Consider the following 18,279-nt stretch of genomic DNA (forward strand, 5'->3'; position numbering starts at 1 on the left):
GGGGTCTTGCAATGGTTAAGGAAGTGGTTATGCCCAAGCTTGGAATGGCCATGAAAGAAGGGGTAGTTTCAGCGTGGTACAAGCATGCTGGTGACCCCATTGCAAAGGGGGAAGTGATTGCAAGTATCCATTCTGAAAAAATAGAAATGGATCTCGAAGCGCCGGATGATGGTGAGATTCTCAAAATTGAAGTGGAAGAAAATTATGAGGTCCCACCAGGAACCGTAATTTGTTATATTGGTGAACACAGTGAGAAGCTTAACGATCCTCCTTCTTTAAAGCCAGACCAATTAAACAATGAAGAAGCGTCAGCCACATCTAAGCAATCTAATTACGGCGGAGGGGTGGTAATGAACCGGAATACCTCTGTTAAGATCTCGCCTGTTGCCAGAAAGATGGCAGCAGCTGCAGGAATGGATGTTCATACAATACTTGGTACAGGACCTGGTGGAAGAATAACAAAAGAAGATGTCGAGAGAACATTAAGATATGGGACTCCAGTGGAAGTTCAGCAAGAAAGAAAAACGGAAGTCGATGCGCCAATAAATAAACAATGGCAAAAAGAATTGCCAAGTCCAGACATACCATTAACATTACCAAAATTTGAAGCTGAACCGCCAATGCATGAACCGATGCAAGAAGCATCTCTTGAATTTGATTTAAATAATAAAGAAAAGGTCGTACCTGTTACTGGAATGCGTAAAGTAATCGCATCCAGAATGCTAAACAGCATTCAAAACTCTGCTCAATTAACGCTATTTTCAAAGGTTGACGTGACAGAGTTAAAAGAACTTCAAAACAAATTGTTACCAACAGAACAAAACTTATTTGAGGAAAAGCTTACCATTACAGATTTTATTGCTAGAGCGGTTGTTTTATCACTGCAAAAGCATAAAGAGATGAATTGTGCGATGATTGAAAACGCAATTCATATGCAAAACCATGTTCATCTTGGTATCGCCGTGGCGTTGGATAATGGCTTGGTCGTACCGGTAATCCGAAATGCGGAACAAAGTTCGATCAAACTTATTTCAAAGGCTCTTAAAAATTTATCTCTGCGTGCACGTAAAGGTGAATTAAAAAGTGATGAAATGCAAGGGTCAACCTTTTCGATTACAAATCTCGGTACTTCCGGTGTCGAATACTTCACCCCTATTCTCAATCCGCCGGAAACGGGTATTCTTGGAATAGGGTCAATAAAAGATGAACCAATATTTGTAGGCGAAGAATTGAAACGCCGGAGTCTGTTACCGCTCAGTTTAACATTCGATCATCGAGTTATAGATGGTGCTCCTGCTGCAGCGTTCCTTCATTCTGTGAAAGAATATTTAGAACAACCATTATCACTTCTTTTATAGATTGGAGATGAGGGTATGGAAACCATTGCCGTGATTGGAGGAGGACCTGCAGGTTATGTAGCCGCCATAAAAGCTGCCCAAAATGGAAAAAATGTTATTTTAATAGAAGAAAAAGAATTGGGAGGAATATGCTTAAACGAGGGCTGCATCCCAACCAAAGCGTTGCTTAAAACAGCTGACACGTTTAAGTCCATTCAAAAAGCCGAACATTTTGGCATAGAGGTAGCATCCAATTCGGTTCAAATCAATTGGGAAAAAGCCCAGGAGTATAAACGTAATGTCATTAAAAATCTTTCTGAAGGCGTACAATATTTAATTGAAAAAAATCAAATCCATTTGCATCATGGAAAAGCATCCTTTATTACACCAAATCTTATTCGGGTTGTAGATGGTGGCGAACTGGAATTAGTTGTTGCCGAACAAGTTATTATTGCCACCGGGTCCACTCCAATCGAGCTCCCGTCCCATCCTTTTGATGGAAAATGGTTATTGAATAGTTCCCATGCTTTAAGCTTACCGACCATTCCTATTACGATGCTGATTGTCGGCGGCGGGGTGATAGGCTGTGAATTTGCCAGCATCTACTCAAGGCTGGGCACAAAAGTAACCATCGTCGAAATGGCTGATCAGCTATTACCAGGAGAAGACCCAGACATGGTTGCGTTACTGCGGCATGAATTAGAAAATGATGGGGTTACTGTTTATACATCGTCCAAAGTCGATTTAAATGAAAAGGAAACGAAAGCAACCATCGAATGTAATGGTAAGCAATTCACGACGTATCCGGAAATTGTCATTGTTGCAATCGGTAGAAAGCCTCGCGTTAACGAGCTATCTTTAGAGGATATTGGCGTTATTTATTCTGAAAAAGGAATACCGGTAAATGAACATTTGCAAACGAATCTTCCGCACATTTATGCGTGTGGAGATATCGTCGCCAGTCTCCAGCTTGCTCATGTAGCGTTTCATGAAGGTACTGTTGCCGCCCTTCATGCATGCGGGCACGACGTTAAGGTGAAGTACAGGGCCATTCCGCGCTGTATTTATACTTTCCCTGAAATGGCATCGATGGGCTTAACAGAAGTCCAAGCCCAGAAACGGTACGGTGAAATCCGAATTGGAGAGTTCCCGTTTAGCGCGAACGGTAAAGCTTCCATATTGAATGAACAACATGGAAAGGTAAAAGTGCTTATTGAACCAGAATATCATGAGATTATTGGAATGACGATTGTGGGGCCTCATGCCACAGAACTCATTGGTCAAGGTACCCTTATGCTAGAAGCTGAATTGACTGCTGACTTTTTTGAATTTACTATGGCGGCTCACCCTACCTTATCAGAAGCTCTGAACGAAGCACTGTTACAAGTAATTGGACATCCGCTCCATATTTTAAATTAGAAAATCTAGTAAAAAAGTCCCTGAACCATGTTCGGGGGCTTTTTGCGTTTGTGCTCAATAAAATGTTGCATTAAAATAAAGATAGAATAATAGTTTAACTAGTTTCCGCTGTTTACATAGACTATTACATTTCGAACTGTTGCTTATGTCTTAACTTTTTCGAAAGGGAGATGAAGCAAGTGGCCCAGTCACTTTCGTTATCAACATGGGATCACTTTGTCAGCGATGGATTGAAGGACCTTGAGTTTCAAGTTGATACAGTATTACGGCAGCAAACGAACGCACTTGTTAATAAAAACAAAAATGTAATTGTTGTAAATCTAGTAAAAAAGATCATAAATGCAAGCTCAGCTATTCAAACAAGTATTCCAGAATGGTCATCGATGAGTATTGCAAATATAAGTGAACACGGTCAATATATCCAGATGGAAATACCCGTGAATTCCCCACACAATGGAAGACTGATTGGATTCACTCTCTTCCTTGAGCCCATTCCTGCTGACGAGTCTCCATTACATCAAACACAGCATACGAGCTTCCGTTTTCTGGGAGAGCCAGGTATAAGCACTATTTTTCAAAAAACATTATTAGATATTCAGCGGGTTGCCCCGACTGATGCGACGGTTTTCATTACTGGGGAAACAGGTACAGGGAAGGAAATCATAGCAAGATCGATCCACGAAAGCAGCTCAAGAAAAGATGGTCCATTCATTGCCGTAAACTGTGGCGCTATACCTCGTGATCTAATGGGAAGCGAGTTATTTGGTTACCTTGACGGAGCTTTCACCGGAGCACGACGCAGTGGTTACAAAGGGAAATTTGAGCAGGCTCATAAAGGGACAATTTTTCTTGATGAAGTAAGCGAATTAACTCCGGCAATGCAGGTTTCATTATTAAGGGTCTTGCAGGATCGGAAGGTAACTCCGCTGGGAAGTACAAAGGAAAAGACCCTTGATATTCGAATCTTAGCTGCAACACATAAAGATTTACCTGAACTCGTTCGCCGGGGGCTTTTTCGAGAGGATTTATTCTATCGGATTTTTGTTTATCCAATTCATGTTCCACCATTGCGAAAAAGAAAAGAGGATATCCCGTTTTTAGCGAGTCACTTTTGTAAGCGCAAGGAATGGAATGTTTTTCTGTCCCAGCCTTTCTTAATGAATCTGCAATCTTATGATTGGCCGGGTAACGTGCGTGAATTATTTAATCTATTAGAACGTCTTTATATTTTCTCCCAGGGGCAAGAAATGGATCTTTTTGAAGTCTATCAAAGAATGAATGGTGATGACAGACTAGAGATGCATGGTTCGGATTCGATTGTTCCTGCTAGTAATAGTAAAGAATCAGAAGCGGAAAAATTAAATACAAGAGATACGATTATTAAAGAAATGATGATCGCGGCAATCCAAAATGCAAAGGGGAATGTAAAACTAGCCGCAAAAATAATGGGTGTACCGAGAAGTACTTTCTATAAAAGAATTCGAAAATATAAACTATAGCAGTTTTTTAAAGCGACAATATCTTTAAAAAAAGGTAGAATGTGAAAATAAGATTTTTCTAGAATAGACAACAAGGGGAAGATGGATGTATGAAACTGGTTTCCTGGAATGTTAACGGGATAAGAGCTTGTGTTAGCAAAGGATTTATTGATTATTTTTTGGCAAGTGATGCAGATATATTTTGCATCCAGGAAACGAAATGCCAGGAAGGACAAATTAATTTAGAGTTAGAAAATTATTTCCAATATTGGAATTCTGCCGTGAAAAAAGGTTATTCTGGGACTGCCGTTTTTTCAAAAAAAGAACCGCTTTCGGTTAAATATGGGATTGGCATCGCTGACTATGATTCGGAAGGTAGAACCATCACGCTCGAATATGATGATTTTTATCTTGTAAATATATACACTCCCAATTCCCAACGTGACTTGGCACGACTTGATTATCGATTGACCTGGGAGGACTGTCTCAAGGAATATCTTTTAGAATTAGATTCCACTAAACCCGTCATCTTGTGCGGCGACATGAATGTAGCTCACCAGGAAATAGATTTAAAAAACCCGAAATCAAACATAAAAAATTCAGGCTTTACCCCTGAAGAACGGACTAAGATGAGCGAACTGTTGAAAGCAGGATTTATCGATACGTACCGCTACCTAAATCCGGATGTGGTTGATGTGTATACTTGGTGGTCTTATATGAACAAGGTTCGAGAGAGAAATATTGGTTGGCGTATTGACTATTTTCTCGTTTCTGAGCGGTTGCAAGGTCAAGTGGTTGATGCCCAAGTTCACTCCGATATTTTGGGAAGTGATCATTGTCCTGTAGTATTGGAGATTGATTTGAAATAGTACTTTGTAGGTTGAAGGCGATTTGATGTGAATCGCCTTTTTGTTTTTGTTGTAAAAAATTAGGTTTGACGGTGGAAGAACGTTTTTATCAAAACAAATCACGATAAAGCTCGGAAAATGCTTGTTCTGCGGCGCTTTCAGATGAATATAATGCATCATCTTCTTCAATCAAATGGAAGGATTCATTAAGAAATAATGCAAGTTTGTTAGGGTCATGTGGATGTTGAACGATTTCGGCTGGTTTGATATTCACCACGGATGGTGTATGTGGGTTATGGTAAAGTACAAACACTTCATCGCCAGCCTTTGCGTTTTTTGGATCAATCATATCCATTAGCGCTTCATCCTTTTCTTTGTTTTTTTCTAGTGTGCGTTATCGTCCTCGATTCATTCACAATTTTTGTAATGTCCCAGTCTGTTGAGTGCATGTTTTTTTTCAATAAAGGAAAAAATATTATTTTATTAATAAAGGCTCTGTTACATTAGGATGTTGATTTCTGCTCCAGGTGCTCCCTTTCCGCGGGGGAGTCCGGGAGCCTCCTCGGCGCATAGTGCCTGTGGGGTCTCCCGTGACACCTTCTCCCGCAGGAGTCTCGCACCTTCCGCTCCAATCAACTGAGTGCCCCAAATCAACATGGTTCATTAAATTAAAAGGATGAATGGAAGGAAGGACGATGGTCGATCTTTTTCGAAGAAAATTAATAATAACTTTTCTCATATTAGTTGTTGGTACTGGTTCTTCTTTAAATGAGGTCTCAGCTCAGCCTGGAAGCAGAATATATGCTCAAATGGATCAATTGTTGCTGCAGCATCCTGATTTAAAAGGAGCAATTGCCGGTATTAGTCTTCGCTCAGCACGGACGGGTGAAATCCTCTACCAACAAAATGGCGACGTTCGTTTAAAGCCTGCTTCTAATCTAAAACTGTTAACGGGTGCAGCAGCACTTTCCGTTCTTGGACAGGGTTATCGATTCAAGACAGAAGTTTTTAAAGAGGGGTCAGTGAAAAAAGGAATCTTAAAAGGAAACCTTTATTTAAAGGGAAAAGGCGATCCCACTTTATTGAAAGCGGATTTTGATAACATGGCTAAACAAATTCGCAAAGCCGGAATTAACACAATAAAAGGAGACATTATTGGTGATGATACATGGTATGACAATGTCCGGTATTCGCTTGATCTACCTTGGAGTGATGAACAAACTTACTATGGAGCACAAATTTCTGCGTTAACGGCTTCGCCCAATAAAGATTATGATGCAGGCACGGTAATCGCGGAAGTGGAGCCTGGCCAGAAAATAGGGGCTCCCGGGAGAATCAAGCTAAAGCCTCGTTCCAATTATATTAAGCTGGTCAATCAGGTTGAAACGGTATCCCAGGATGGGAAAAAGGAAATAAACTTTGAGCGGGAGCACGGCGCGAATACAGTGACTGTAAAAGGCACCATTCCAGTGGATTCAGGATTGGAACGTGAATGGTTGGGAGTTTGGGAACCGACCCGCTTCGCATTGGACTTATTCAAACAATCACTCAAGAAGAACGGTGTTAAATGGAAAAGCGGGTCTTTAAAAACTGGGAAAACCCCTGAACATGCGCAACTTTTATATACGCATCAATCCATGTCATTATCAGAGTTGATGGTCCCGTTTATGAAATTAAGTAATAATGGTCATGCCGAAATATTGATTAAGGAAATGGGGAAGGTCGTTAAAGGAGAGGGGAGCTGGGAGAAAGGTCTTGAAGTACTAGAGGAAGAGCTGCAAGTATTTGGATTAAATAGCGATACTGTCGTGTTACGAGACGGATCGGGAATATCTCATGCGGATTTAGTGCCTGCCAATGAAATTTCGAAACTCCTTTTTGTTATTCAAAAAGAAAAATGGTTTCCAGCCTTTCTACATTCGTTGCCCGTTTCTGGGGATACAACGAAAAACGGAGGTGGAACGTTAAGGAAGCGAATGAATGCACCTTCGCTTGCTGGAAAAATAAGAGCGAAAACAGGGACCATCTCAACTGTCAGCTCACTCTCAGGTTATATAAAGACTAATAGTGGAGAAACGTTAATCTTCTCAATACTGTTAAACAATTTGATGGATGAGTCCAAAGGGAAAGCTGTGGAAGATCAAATTGTTTCAATAATGATGGGGGAAAAATAAGCATTCCAATAACAGAGAGTGTCCCAATAGTATAAACTTTTGGGCACTCTCTTTGTGTTTAATAAAATGCGCTGTAAAAATTGGAGGTTGATTTCCGCTCCAGGCGCTTGCTTTCCGCGGGGCGGGCGGTGAGCCTCCTCGTCGCTTACGCTCCTGCGGGGTCTCACCTGTCCCGCTGCTCCCGCAGGAGTCAAGCGCCTTCCGCTCCAATCAACTCTGCTTTGAAAACTGGATGAAAAATAAAAAAAGGCAACTCAGGCCGAATTATTCGACCTTTTGAGTCACCCTAGTAATATTCTATTTTACCGGTTCCCCAAATTCACCGTTGAACAATAAATCTGTAAGCGGAACACGGCTGTTAGGCTGCTCTCTTTCCTGGAATGGTTCTGGCAAGGCTTCTTTTTCCCCTTGGTAGCCGATCGCAACCAATGCTTGGATTGCGTAATCTTCCGGTATATTTAACGATGTGCGAGCCTTGTCATAATCAAACCCGATCATGGGATGAGTGATAAGGCCTTTTCTTGTTGCCTCCAAAGCTAAGAAGCCCCAAGCAGCACCAGTATCAAAAGTGTGAGACTGGTTTAAGCCATTTTCACTTGTGGTTTTTGAAATAATCATAACGAGAACGGGAGCTTTTTCACACCATTTTAGGTTATTTTCATAGATAAATGGATAAAACTTTTCACGGCTCTTTTGGTCACGAGCGATAATAAATTTCCATGGCTGAAGATTATATCCGGAAGGAGCCCATCTTGCTGCCTCAAAAAGGCTAAGCAGATCCTTTTCGGGCACTTCTTTTTCTAAAAATGATCTTGGCGACCAACGGTTTAAATAAACTGGGTCAATTTCATATGTAGGTTGTCTGAACTTTGCAACGTTAGGTTGTAAAGTAGTATTTGTCATTTTCTACATCTCCTTGAATCGTAAATTTATCTTTATTTTAAGATAAATTCAAAATGTTTACCAAAAATGTGCACTCCCCATTAATTTCCTTGGTTATTTCTTCATGAAGTTAAAGAAGATAATAATGATCATTATAATAGGAGTGGTCTTTATGGGAAAAAGGTTTAGATATCTTATTGTGGCTGGTGCTATCGCCATTATTCTTATTACTGGGATTTCCGTTAATTGGGTCAGAAACTCAGAAAGAAACAGCATTCAACAAACCGAAAATAATCCGGGCAGCCGATTCCTTTATGATACAACAAAGCTTCAGAATCGACAGGAAGGGCCTCATGTGATGCGAGTAAATAGCATTGCAATGGGCGAAACGATTAAGGGGCATTTACGTCAAGATCCATCTGTAACTTTAATAAAACATAATAAAAAAAATGAAAGCCATTATAACAAAAATGAAGCAACCGTTAAATTTAAACAACATCCCACCGACCCACAGCTAGATGGGATCATCAAAGAAATTAATGGGAGCATCATAAGAAAATTGGACACCACCATTGTTTTTAGATCCAAAACAATGTCCACGAAGGAATTAATTAATTATTTTAATGGATTAGAAAATGTAGATTTTGCTGAACCAAATTATCTGTATTTACAAAATGAAATAGGTCCAAATGATCTTCTATATCAAGAGCAATATCAATGGAATTTACCAGTAATCCGCACAGAGGTAGGTTGGGATGTGAGCCGCGGCCTTGAAGATGTCATCATTGCCGTTGTGGATACAGGGGTTGATTTGAATCATCCTGATCTCAAGAATCGTTTAATAAAAGGATATAACGTCATCGAAAATAATGATTACCCAGATGATGATAATGGGCATGGAACACATGTCGCTGGAATTATTGCCTCAGAGACTAATAATGAGGAAGGGGTAGCGGGAATCACTTGGTTTAACAAAATTATGCCTGTCAAAGCGATGGAGGCAAAGGGATACGGGACAACCTTTGATATCGCGAAGGGAATCGTTTGGGCGGTGGATCACGGTGCAGATGTTATTAATTTAAGCTTGGGGAACTATCAGCCTTCGGCGCTGATGGAGCAAGCTGTGAAATACGCCTATGATAGGGATGTTGTTCTCGTTTCAGCTGCCGGTAATGATAATTCCAGTCAATCAAGCTATCCAGCCAGTTATCGCGAGGTTTTGGCTGTGTCAGCCATCGATTATAACGGACAAAGGGCTTCTTTTTCCAATTATGGTGATTATGTTGATGTGGCAGCACCAGGGGTTCAAATTCCGAGTACGTATTTTAATCAGCAATATGCAGCTCTTTCCGGGACTTCAATGGCATCCCCACATGTTGCAGGTCTTGCAGGATTAATCCGCTCGGTCAATCCTGATCTTAGCAATAAACAAGTAATGAATATTATTAAGCGAACAGCTTATGACTTAGGAACGAAAGGAAACGATATAGAGTTTGGCCGTGGGTTAATAGATGTTAGGAAAGCGTTGGAGAATGCTGAGAGAAAGTAGAAAGTAATTGGGATTAATATGAAAATGCTTGAGATTGAATTTCTCAAGCATTTTTGCTTTTCATGGCTAAGTGATATTTAGTATCCGTATTCATAACGCCTTGTTCCTTAAACTGACTTAGAAAAACATCAACAATTTCAGGGTCGAATTGTGTCCCTTTATTATTCAGAATCTCGAGTAGAACATATTCAATAGAATGTTCATTTCTATAAACACGTTTTGTTGTCATTGCATCAAACGCATCCGCTACCGCAACGATTCGGGCAACCAAAGGTATCTCGTTTCCTTTTAATCCTTTAGGATATCCTTTCCCGTCGTATCTTTCGTGATGATATAAAACGATATCTAAAATTCCATTTTCCTTAAAATTTGTAACGTGCTTTATCATTTCATACCCAATTGAAGGATGTGTCTTGATTAAATCGTATTCCTCATTGGATAATTTACCTGGCTTATTTAAAATTTGTTTAGGTATACCAATTTTTCCTATATCGTGTAACAAAGCGCCGATTCGAATAAAATTACATGTTTCCTTTGACAACTTCATCTTTTGTGCAATATCTACTGCATACCTAGCTGTATTTTCAGAATGATGTGAAGTATAAGTATCTCTGGAGTCTAATGCCTTTGAAAGGGCTATTGTTAAAGCTAGTTGTTCTTCTTTAACTTTCTGGACATTCCTCATTAATCCAACGGATATAAATGTTAAGATAAAATAGGTTACCAAATAAGTAAAAAAGGTTATGAAATTATTTGAGGATGGGTCAGGAATTAGGAAAAATCTGCATAAAACCAAAATTATCGTTAGAAAACTTATAATCCAATTAGATTTTCCATAAAATCCGATACCCAAAAAAAATGAGGCTATAATATAGAGGATATAAAAATTATTTTCATTTTCAAACACAAAGCCGTTTACAGTTATACTAAAAATCATAAGAATAAAAAAGCCGTATCGAAAGAGTACAGGATGATGTAATAATCTTGCCAGCATAAACATACTACCTCCGATTGTTCGTAATGTACAAAGGTAAATAAGTAAGGATATCTACAATTACAGTAAACAGGTAGGCTTTTATTATTTTAACATTGTTACAAATTTGTGAAAACGATTTTAGTCACATAACAGTTTAATGAGATTTCGAAGTAAAGATTTCGTAACAAATTAAGGTGAAAAATATATTGTGAATGAGCTTAAATGGAATTTGAAGAATATAACCCAATTTCTTAATCTAAAGGAGAAGCAGGATGACAAAACATGAAAATTTACAGGGAAGTGACTTTCCTAAGGAATTAGCTAAGCCTGCTCGTCGGGCTCTAGAAGGTGCAGGGTATTTTACACTTGAACAGCTTACCAAAGTGAGTGAAGCCGAGATCCTAAAGCTGCATGGAATGGGACCTAAAGCAATTAAACAACTAAGCCAAGCGCTCATGGAAAAAGGCCTTACCTTTGGTAGTAATAATTAATTTGAAAAGAAAAACATCATTATTATAGTTAAGGAGCTTTACATGTTAAAGAAAATAAAGTTATGGGCACGGAATTTAAAACGACAAATATTTATTCTTTTCTTGGCATATAAAGATGAGAGAGTGCCTTGGTATGCCAAGGTTTTCAGTGCTTGTGTCGTTGCTTATGCATTTAGCCCTATTGATTTAATCCCTGATTTTATACCGATTCTTGGTTATTTGGATGATGTAATTTTGTTGCCATTAGGGATAATGATGGCCCTAAAAATGATCCCAAAAACTGTTTTAGCAGAGTGTGAAGTGAGAGCAGAAGAGTTGATGAAAAGCGGTAAGCCAAAAAATTGGCTGGCCGGTACGTTAATAATGATGTTCTGGATTTTTTTAATCAGTTGGGCTTTCATTAGCCTTTACCCTTTATTTACAAACTAATATGTATCTATAAAAGGGAGATTGCGATGGGAAGTATACGAGCCAGGAATTTTATGACAAAAAGCGGCGATTCATTTGTTATTAGAACCATTTTGCCTGCAGATGCTGGAAAAGTTTTAGAATTTAATAAAGCGATCTTTAAAGAGGCTCTTTATTTAATTACCACCACTGAGGAATTTAAGGTTACACCCGAACAAGAAACGGAATGGCTACAAAAAATCTATAATGATAAAAATAAGCTGGCAATAGCAGCTGAGCAAAATGGAAAATTAATAGGTTACCTAGATTTTCATAATGGCCACAGATATCGGACAATGCACCAGGGATCGTTTGGAATGAGTGTGGCTCACACACACCGGAATCAGGGTGTAGGAAAGGCTTTGTTAAGTGTTCTGTTAGATTGGGCTAAGCAAAATCCTATCATAGAAAAAGTGAGTCTTGAAGTTTTTGCTGCAAATAAAGAGGCTATTAGTTTGTATCATAAATTTGGTTTTATTCAAGAAGGAGTAAAAACGAAAGCAATTAGAATAGATCAACAGAATTATCACGATGTAATCATAATGGCGAATTTTGTTTAATTACCGTGGAGGAGTTTGAGTTTAAATCAATCCGAGATGTTTTATCTAAGGTGCGGTGGTGGCAATCGAAACCGCATAGGTGAGTTTTGTCCTTAATAAGGCCGCTCAAGGACATTTTGCTGGGGCAACCGAGAGAATTTGTCCTTGATAAAGATGATCAAGGACATTTTGCCGGGGCAAGTTAGAGAATTTGTCCTTGATAAAGCCGCTCAAGGACATTTAGCTGGGGCAGCCGAAAGAATTTGTCCATGATAAGCTGGATCAAGGACATTTAGCTGGGGCAGCCGAAAGAATTTGTCCATGATAAGCTGGATCAAGGACATTTAGCTGGGGCAAGTTAGAGAATTTGTCCTTGATAAAGCCGATCAAGGACATTTTGCCGGGGCAGCCGAAAGAATTTGTCCTTGATAAACTTGATCAAAGACAGTTTGCCTGGGCCGACTAAAGACAATCCCCAAAAAGAGGTATTTCGATGGAAAGAGAAACATCGCTTAAAGAACATTTGTTTAACTTGGAAAACATGTTGTTAAAACCTGATATTCGTACAACTCCAAAAGAAATTGAAAAATTACTTTCAGATGATTTCTTCGAATTTGGAAGTTCAGGGAGGGTTTGGCATAAACAAGACTGTCTAGTCCTAAATGGAATGGAAATAGTCCAAATGACCATTTCTCAATTCGAAATCCATTCATTATCTGAGGGGGTAGTCCTTACTACTTACCAAATCTACGACGATAAGAAATTACAAAAAACATTACGAAGTTCAATTTGGAAATTAAATGAAGATCAGTGGCAAATGGTTTTCCACCAGGGAACACCAATAAAAACCTAATCTATGTAAAGAGGGCGATTACCAAAAACGGTGTTCGCTTTTTTTGTGCAATCATTGACAATTTTAGCCGAGTTCAAAATTTTGTAAAAAGTAGCAATTATCTCCTTGAATAATAAAGGTAACATTATCCTAACAAATGGTTAGGGGGCGGAACATGGAATCGATTATAAGATTTTATGAAAATAGCAACGAGGATTTGAGGCTAACCGCTGATAATGCGAGAAGAATCGAATACATTTTAACAACCAAAGCATTGGACAGATATATTAAGCATGAAGATAAAATATTGGAGTTAGGTGCTGGTACAGGAATTTATTCTTTATATTTTGCTGAAAGAGGATGTAAAGTAATCGCTACAGATCTAACACCAAAACATATCGAACAGATAAATCAAAAAATAATCCAAAATAAGAGCGACCAGCTAAGTATAAAGACAAAAATAGTGAATGCAACGGATTTAAGAGAATTCCAATCAGAGAGTTTCGATGTAGTTTTGTGTTTAGGACCTATGTATCATTTAATAGAAGAAAGTGATCGAGAAAAATGCTTGCAAGAGTCGTTAAGAGTTTTGAAAAAAGGAGGGCTGCTTGCTATTGCATATATCAACAAGTACTACATTCTCCACTCTGTAATGACGAACGATAAAACCTACTTAACAAAAGATTTTATAAATAAAATAATGAAGACTGGTGTCATAAGAGAAGGCGAAAAAGAGTGCTTTTGGACGGATGCATTTTTCACATCGCCAAATGAAATCGAAGCTTTGCTAAATAAATTTGATACAGAAATCATAGACCACCTAGCCACAGATGATTTAAGTCCAAACATAAGAAGTTTTATTAATAGTTTGAATGAGGAAGAGTTTAACACTTGGATGTACTATATTGAATCTTGTTGTAGAGAAAAAAGTAAACTGGGAACGAGTAATCACGCTCTTCTTTTGTGCAAGAAAAAGTAAACAGGGAGGAGGGGGAATATGAAACATACCGGCATCGAAATGGATCAAATCTTAAGATATTATAACGGTGGAGCGGAGATTGGTAGATTACATAGAGGTATTGGAAAAATAGAATACGAAAGAACAAAAGAGATTCTTTTGAGATATTTACCGAATGAGAGCCAGGTAATATATGATATTGGCGGCGGAATTGGCGCCTATTCAAGCTGGTTAGCAAATATAGGGCACAAGGTTCATATGTTTGAATTAGCACCAAATGCAGTTGAATATGCAAAAGAACTAAACAAAATCAATAATTCACCAATTTTTAAAATAGAGGTTGCAGATGGGCGGAATATTAATAGACCCGATGAGAGTGCAGATATTGCCCTGTTAATGGGTCCACTTTATCATCTGACTGAAAAAGAAGAAAGGCTTAAGTCCTTAAAAGAAGCATCGAGAATTCTTAAAAAAGATGGATTGTTATTCGTTTCGGCAATTTCAAGATTTGGATCCACGCTGTGGGGATTATCAGTGTTTGGGGTAAGTAATGATTATATTAATGAACAGGATTTTATGGATATGCTCGAACGTGAATTAACCGATGGCCAACATATTAGACCTGAGCATAACAAATACGAAAACCACATACCTCGAGCTTTCTTCCACACTCCGAAAGATTTAAAAGAAGAGATTGAATTAGCAGGTTTATCTCATGAAAAAACCTTTGCTGTTGAGGGACCAGCCTGGATTGTGCCGACGTTAAATGAAAAATGGGAACAGGAAGATAGTAAAAATCAATTACTGAAGATTTGTAAGATGGTTGAAGAACAGGAGAGTCTAAAGGGGATGAGCCCTCATTTTTTGGCAGTTTGTCGGAAACAATAGATTTTTTAACGGAGTGAAGTTAATGGGAATTAGGTTAGAAAAAGCTGAAGAAGCTGATGCGGAAGCAATTTTTGATATTCAAGTAAAGGCTTTTATGCCACTTTTAGTCAAATACCAAGATCACCAAATAAGTCCGGCTAACGAAACGATTGACAAGGTTAAAGAAAGAATAAAGAACCCCAATGGTGGATTTTATAAAATACTATTTGAAGATTCACTTGTAGGTGCTATTTGTATCTATTGGAGAGAAAACCTGCAATTTAGGATTAGCCCCATGTTCATTGTACCTAAATACCAAGGAAAAAAGATAGCACAGAACGCTATTCTTTTAATTGAGGAAATGTTTTCTGAAGCACGTAGTTGGGAATTAGCAACAATTTTAGAGGAAGAACGTAATTGTTATTTATATGAAAAAATGGGTTACATCAAAACAGGATTACTCAAGAAAATTAATGACAAAACCACGCTTGTGTTTTATAAAAAGATACTTTAAGGCCACCTTTAATGTAAAAAAATTCGAATATAGGATAGGGTAAAATGACCTCACTAAAACCATTAAAAAGAAGTCAGGTAAGAATATTCTTTGGGAAAAAGTATTATCGGATGAAGCGATACTTAGATTGGTATTTTAGTAAGAAGAAGTATGCCTTAAAAAAAGTGTTACCCTATAAATCTCATATTATTTTTGCTCATAAGACCCTCTTGCTTCGAAAACTGAAAAATGTTGATATGTGGTTGCAGCACAACAAGATTAAAAACCTTAAAATTGCCTCTGAAAGAATAAATGGAACGGTCATTCAACCAGGTGAAACTCTTTCCTACTGGCGTTTAATAGGGAATCCAACTAGGAGAAAGGGGTATGTCGACGGAATGATTCTCCACTATGGAAATGTAACAACGGGAGTTGGTGGGGGTCTTTGCCAATTATCAAATTTAATATACTGGATGACACTTCATACGCCACTTACGATTTCAGAACGATATCGACATAGCTATGATGTTTTTCCTGATTCGAATCGAAGTCAGCCATTCGGAAGTGGGGCAACCTGTGCCTATAACTATTTGGATTTACAAATTAAAAATAATACAAGCCAAGCTTACCAGCTTTTAATCTATTTAACGGATACCCACTTAGTAGGCGAGTGGCGAGCCGATTATCAGCCAACAAGAACCTATGAAGTTTATGAAAAAGAGCATCGAATATCTTTAGAATACTGGGGTGGTTATGTAAGACATAACACCATTTACAGGAAAGTTTACAACATGGAAAACCAGCTTATTGATGATGAATTCGTAACAGAAAATCACGCTATTTTGATGTATGAACCATTATTGCCTGACGCAAAACCTCAATAAAAAATATAAGCGGACAAAAGCGCCCTTATTTTTGATTACTTTAAGTGGACATAGGGTTTCTTATTTTAATAAAAACAAATGAATATAACCCATTTATTAACGAATAAGGGATCCAGTGTCCGGTTAGCCTATCAAAACAACACTTTTTGGCAAAATAACGGACCAGATGTCCGCATATATAATAAATTGCCACGGTCCTTCTCATTTAGCCTTAAAAGTAGCGGTTTACCTCTTTTCTTCCCTGCTTCATTAATGAGCAAATGAGCACGGTTTTTACAGACTTTTCCATTTGTTGGGTGTTATAATGAAATGATAAAAGTGTTACACGCATAGGAGTGGAAAAATGATTTTTACAAAATCGGTGATTGAAACGATAAAGAAACGTCAGTCAATAAGAACGTTTGACAATCAAAATATAACGGACGAACACTATAACATAATTAATGATTACTTACATAACGACGAAAACCTAATTGGACCGTTCGGTAAAAAGGCAAAAATTGAACTAATACAAGTGTCCAACAATGTGACGGATAAAGGAATTAAGTTGGGAACGTATGGGTTTATTAAAAATCCGAAAGCGTATTTGGTTGGGATTACCGAAAATAATAAGAACTCCCTATTGGAGTTTGCCTATTCTTTTCAGAAATTAGTTTTATTTTTGACTGAACTGGGAATCGGGACTTGCTGGATGGGAGGAACGTTCAATCGAAATTCGTTTGAACGGGAAATCTCTCTAGGTAAAGGAGAATTTATTCCCTGCATAACGCCGATTGGTTATCCGAACGACAAGCAGCGTGTTTTGGATAAAGCTTTGCGTTATGTAGTAAAGGCTGATAATAAAAAGCCTTGGGATAAGCTGTTTTATGATTCAAACTTTACCTCAACATTAGCTAAAGATCGAGCTGGTTTATTTGAAATACCGGTTGAAATGCTAAGACTTGGACCATCTGCATCCAATAAACAGCCATGGAGACTAGTTTTATCCGAAGATCGCAATTCTTTTCATTTTTATATAGAACATACGCCAAACTATAGTATTAAATTAGGATATGATATGCAGATTCTAGATATGGGAATAGCAATGTGTCAATTTGAGATGGCCTGTAGGGAGTTAAATATTTCAGGGCAATGGGGCATGGAAGATCCGAACATTGATGTTCCAAATGAACTGACTGAGTATATCGTTAGTTGGAAAAGTAAATAATCTCTAAACGCGATTACTTTAAAGGGTAGTCGCTTTTTTTAATACATTCTTCTGATAGAAGAGGTAATAATAATTTTATCCGTATGGTAAGGAGATTATTTTAAATGGATTACAAAATGTTTCGCAGTATTTATCGACTTGCTTACCAGTATCCATCCTTAAATAAATGGATGATTTTCCTATCCAATAATGTTCGATATTTGTTTGGTTTTGCGCTTATCATAATGTGGTTTAGGGATAGGTCATGCAAAAATATTACCTTTAATGCCATTCTGTCTTCTTTGTTTGCTTTGATGACTAACTCAATGATTAAGGGGTTTTATTTTAAACCACGACCGTTTATGACTCATCAAGTGGATATACTTATTCCTTCAAAAAATGATTCCTCGTTTCCAAGTAAGCATACATTACTCGTATTTGCTGTAGCTACGTCTATTATCCTCGGTAAACGGATCATTGGCTCAATTATGTGGCTGTTAGCATGTTTAACAGGGTTTTCTCGAATATGGGTTGGCCACCATTATCCATCTGATATTATCGGTAGTGCAATGATTGGAAGTTTAATAAGCGTTGTTTCAAATAAATTCACAAAAAGAATTTAAACCATTTTATTAAATATCATCAGAAAAGAGGCGGCTAAACAGCCGTCTTTTTACATTAGGCTGTGTTAAATTTGGCTGTTGATTTCCACTCCAGGTGCTCGCTTTCCGCGGGGGAGTCCGGGAGCCTCCTCGGCGCATAGCGCCTGTGGGGTCTCCCGTGACACCTTCTCCCGCAGGAGTCTCGCACCTTCCGCTCCAATCAACAGAGTATTCAAAATCAACATTGTTCTTTAACACAGCCTTACATTAAGGCTATTATTGCACTAAACGCTTTTTTAATTACTGATGTTCGAATT

At 38.2% G+C, this 18,279-nt stretch carries 19 protein-coding genes; 16 read left to right on the top strand and 3 right to left on the bottom strand.

Annotation, left to right across the window (positions count from 1 at the left end; translation table 11 throughout):
- Positions 1 to 11: 11 nt before the first annotated feature.
- The 4 genes from ACI48O_RS13890 to ACI48O_RS13905 all read left to right on the top strand — a co-directional run bounded on the left by ACI48O_RS13890 (position 12) and on the right by ACI48O_RS13905 (position 5,103).
- Complete coding sequence (locus ACI48O_RS13890; protein ID WP_435562414.1) at positions 12 to 1,358, top strand: dihydrolipoamide acetyltransferase family protein; 1,347 nt, start codon at positions 12 to 14, stop codon at positions 1,356 to 1,358.
- Between the two features lie 15 nt (positions 1,359 to 1,373).
- Entirely contained in the window at positions 1,374 to 2,756 is a 1,383-nt protein-coding gene (gene lpdA, locus ACI48O_RS13895) for a dihydrolipoyl dehydrogenase (protein ID WP_435562415.1), read from the top strand.
- 179 nt (positions 2,757 to 2,935) lie between these two features.
- Positions 2,936 to 4,255 carry a sigma-54 interaction domain-containing protein gene (locus ACI48O_RS13900; RefSeq protein ID WP_435562416.1) on the top strand — a complete coding sequence of 440 codons (1,320 nt, stop codon included), beginning with the start codon at positions 2,936 to 2,938 and terminating at the stop codon, positions 4,253 to 4,255.
- Between the two features lie 89 nt (positions 4,256 to 4,344).
- Entirely contained in the window at positions 4,345 to 5,103 is a 759-nt protein-coding gene (locus tag ACI48O_RS13905; protein ID WP_435562417.1) for an exodeoxyribonuclease III, read from the top strand.
- 88 nt (positions 5,104 to 5,191) lie between these two features.
- On the opposite strand, the gene ACI48O_RS13910 is transcribed toward ACI48O_RS13905, so the two are convergent.
- The gene (locus tag ACI48O_RS13910; protein ID WP_435562418.1) at positions 5,192 to 5,437 is read right to left on the bottom strand and encodes a transcriptional regulator SplA domain-containing protein; all 246 of its coding nucleotides are present in this window, start codon (positions 5,435 to 5,437) and stop codon (positions 5,192 to 5,194) included.
- A gap of 340 nt (positions 5,438 to 5,777) precedes the next feature.
- On the opposite strand from ACI48O_RS13910, the gene dacB reads away from it, so the two are divergent.
- A complete protein-coding gene (gene dacB / locus ACI48O_RS13915; protein WP_435562419.1) occupies positions 5,778 to 7,256 on the top strand; it encodes a D-alanyl-D-alanine carboxypeptidase/D-alanyl-D-alanine endopeptidase in 1,479 nt (492 codons plus the stop codon).
- Positions 7,257 to 7,553: 297 nt separating this feature from the next.
- Here the strand turns inward: dacB and ACI48O_RS13920 are convergent, their stop codons facing one another.
- A complete protein-coding gene (locus ACI48O_RS13920; protein ID WP_435562420.1) occupies positions 7,554 to 8,159 on the bottom strand; it encodes a nitroreductase family protein in 606 nt (201 codons plus the stop codon).
- A 151-nt stretch (positions 8,160 to 8,310) separates the two neighbouring features.
- On the opposite strand from ACI48O_RS13920, the gene ACI48O_RS13925 reads away from it, so the two are divergent.
- Positions 8,311 to 9,687 (top strand): S8 family peptidase, encoded by a 1,377-nt coding sequence (locus tag ACI48O_RS13925; RefSeq protein WP_435562421.1) that lies wholly within the window; start codon positions 8,311 to 8,313, stop codon positions 9,685 to 9,687.
- A gap of 43 nt (positions 9,688 to 9,730) precedes the next feature.
- Here the strand turns inward: ACI48O_RS13925 and ACI48O_RS13930 are convergent, their stop codons facing one another.
- Positions 9,731 to 10,681 carry an HD-GYP domain-containing protein gene (locus ACI48O_RS13930; RefSeq protein WP_435562422.1) on the bottom strand — a complete coding sequence of 317 codons (951 nt, stop codon included), beginning with the start codon at positions 10,679 to 10,681 and terminating at the stop codon, positions 9,731 to 9,733.
- Between the two features lie 254 nt (positions 10,682 to 10,935).
- On the opposite strand from ACI48O_RS13930, the gene ACI48O_RS13935 reads away from it, so the two are divergent.
- The 10 genes from ACI48O_RS13935 (at position 10,936) to ACI48O_RS13980 (ending at position 17,983) form a co-directional block, all read left to right on the top strand.
- Entirely contained in the window at positions 10,936 to 11,154 is a 219-nt protein-coding gene (locus ACI48O_RS13935) for a helix-hairpin-helix domain-containing protein (RefSeq protein WP_435562423.1), read from the top strand.
- 42 nt (positions 11,155 to 11,196) lie between these two features.
- Positions 11,197 to 11,583: a YkvA family protein gene (locus ACI48O_RS13940; RefSeq protein ID WP_435562424.1), complete on the top strand. Its 387-nt coding sequence runs from the start codon at positions 11,197 to 11,199 to the stop codon at positions 11,581 to 11,583.
- A gap of 26 nt (positions 11,584 to 11,609) precedes the next feature.
- On the top strand, positions 11,610 to 12,161 hold the full coding sequence (locus ACI48O_RS13945; protein ID WP_435562425.1) for a GNAT family N-acetyltransferase: 552 nt from the start codon (positions 11,610 to 11,612) through the stop codon (positions 12,159 to 12,161).
- Positions 12,162 to 12,633: 472 nt separating this feature from the next.
- Positions 12,634 to 12,993 (top strand): nuclear transport factor 2 family protein, encoded by a 360-nt coding sequence (locus ACI48O_RS13950; protein WP_435562426.1) that lies wholly within the window; start codon positions 12,634 to 12,636, stop codon positions 12,991 to 12,993.
- A 154-nt stretch (positions 12,994 to 13,147) separates the two neighbouring features.
- Complete coding sequence (locus ACI48O_RS13955) at positions 13,148 to 13,951, top strand: class I SAM-dependent methyltransferase (protein WP_435562427.1); 804 nt, start codon at positions 13,148 to 13,150, stop codon at positions 13,949 to 13,951.
- An 18-nt stretch (positions 13,952 to 13,969) separates the two neighbouring features.
- The gene (locus ACI48O_RS13960) at positions 13,970 to 14,818 is read left to right on the top strand and encodes a class I SAM-dependent methyltransferase (protein ID WP_435562428.1); all 849 of its coding nucleotides are present in this window, start codon (positions 13,970 to 13,972) and stop codon (positions 14,816 to 14,818) included.
- A 22-nt stretch (positions 14,819 to 14,840) separates the two neighbouring features.
- On the top strand, positions 14,841 to 15,311 hold the full coding sequence (locus tag ACI48O_RS13965; protein ID WP_435562429.1) for a GNAT family N-acetyltransferase: 471 nt from the start codon (positions 14,841 to 14,843) through the stop codon (positions 15,309 to 15,311).
- A 44-nt stretch (positions 15,312 to 15,355) separates the two neighbouring features.
- Positions 15,356 to 16,174, top strand: coding sequence for a VanW family protein (locus tag ACI48O_RS13970; protein WP_435562430.1), 819 nt, complete (start codon positions 15,356 to 15,358; stop codon positions 16,172 to 16,174).
- A 343-nt stretch (positions 16,175 to 16,517) separates the two neighbouring features.
- Positions 16,518 to 17,381, top strand: a complete 864-nt coding sequence (locus ACI48O_RS13975) for a nitroreductase family protein (RefSeq protein WP_435562431.1) — start codon at positions 16,518 to 16,520, stop codon at positions 17,379 to 17,381.
- 104 nt (positions 17,382 to 17,485) lie between these two features.
- Positions 17,486 to 17,983 carry an undecaprenyl-diphosphatase gene (locus ACI48O_RS13980; RefSeq protein WP_435562432.1) on the top strand — a complete coding sequence of 166 codons (498 nt, stop codon included), beginning with the start codon at positions 17,486 to 17,488 and terminating at the stop codon, positions 17,981 to 17,983.
- Positions 17,984 to 18,279: the final 296 nt, after the last annotated feature.

Origin of the sequence: Neobacillus terrisolis (assembly GCF_051233475.1) — a bacterium.
In the GTDB taxonomy this organism is placed as follows: domain Bacteria; phylum Bacillota; class Bacilli; order Bacillales; family Cytobacillaceae; genus Bacillus_BU.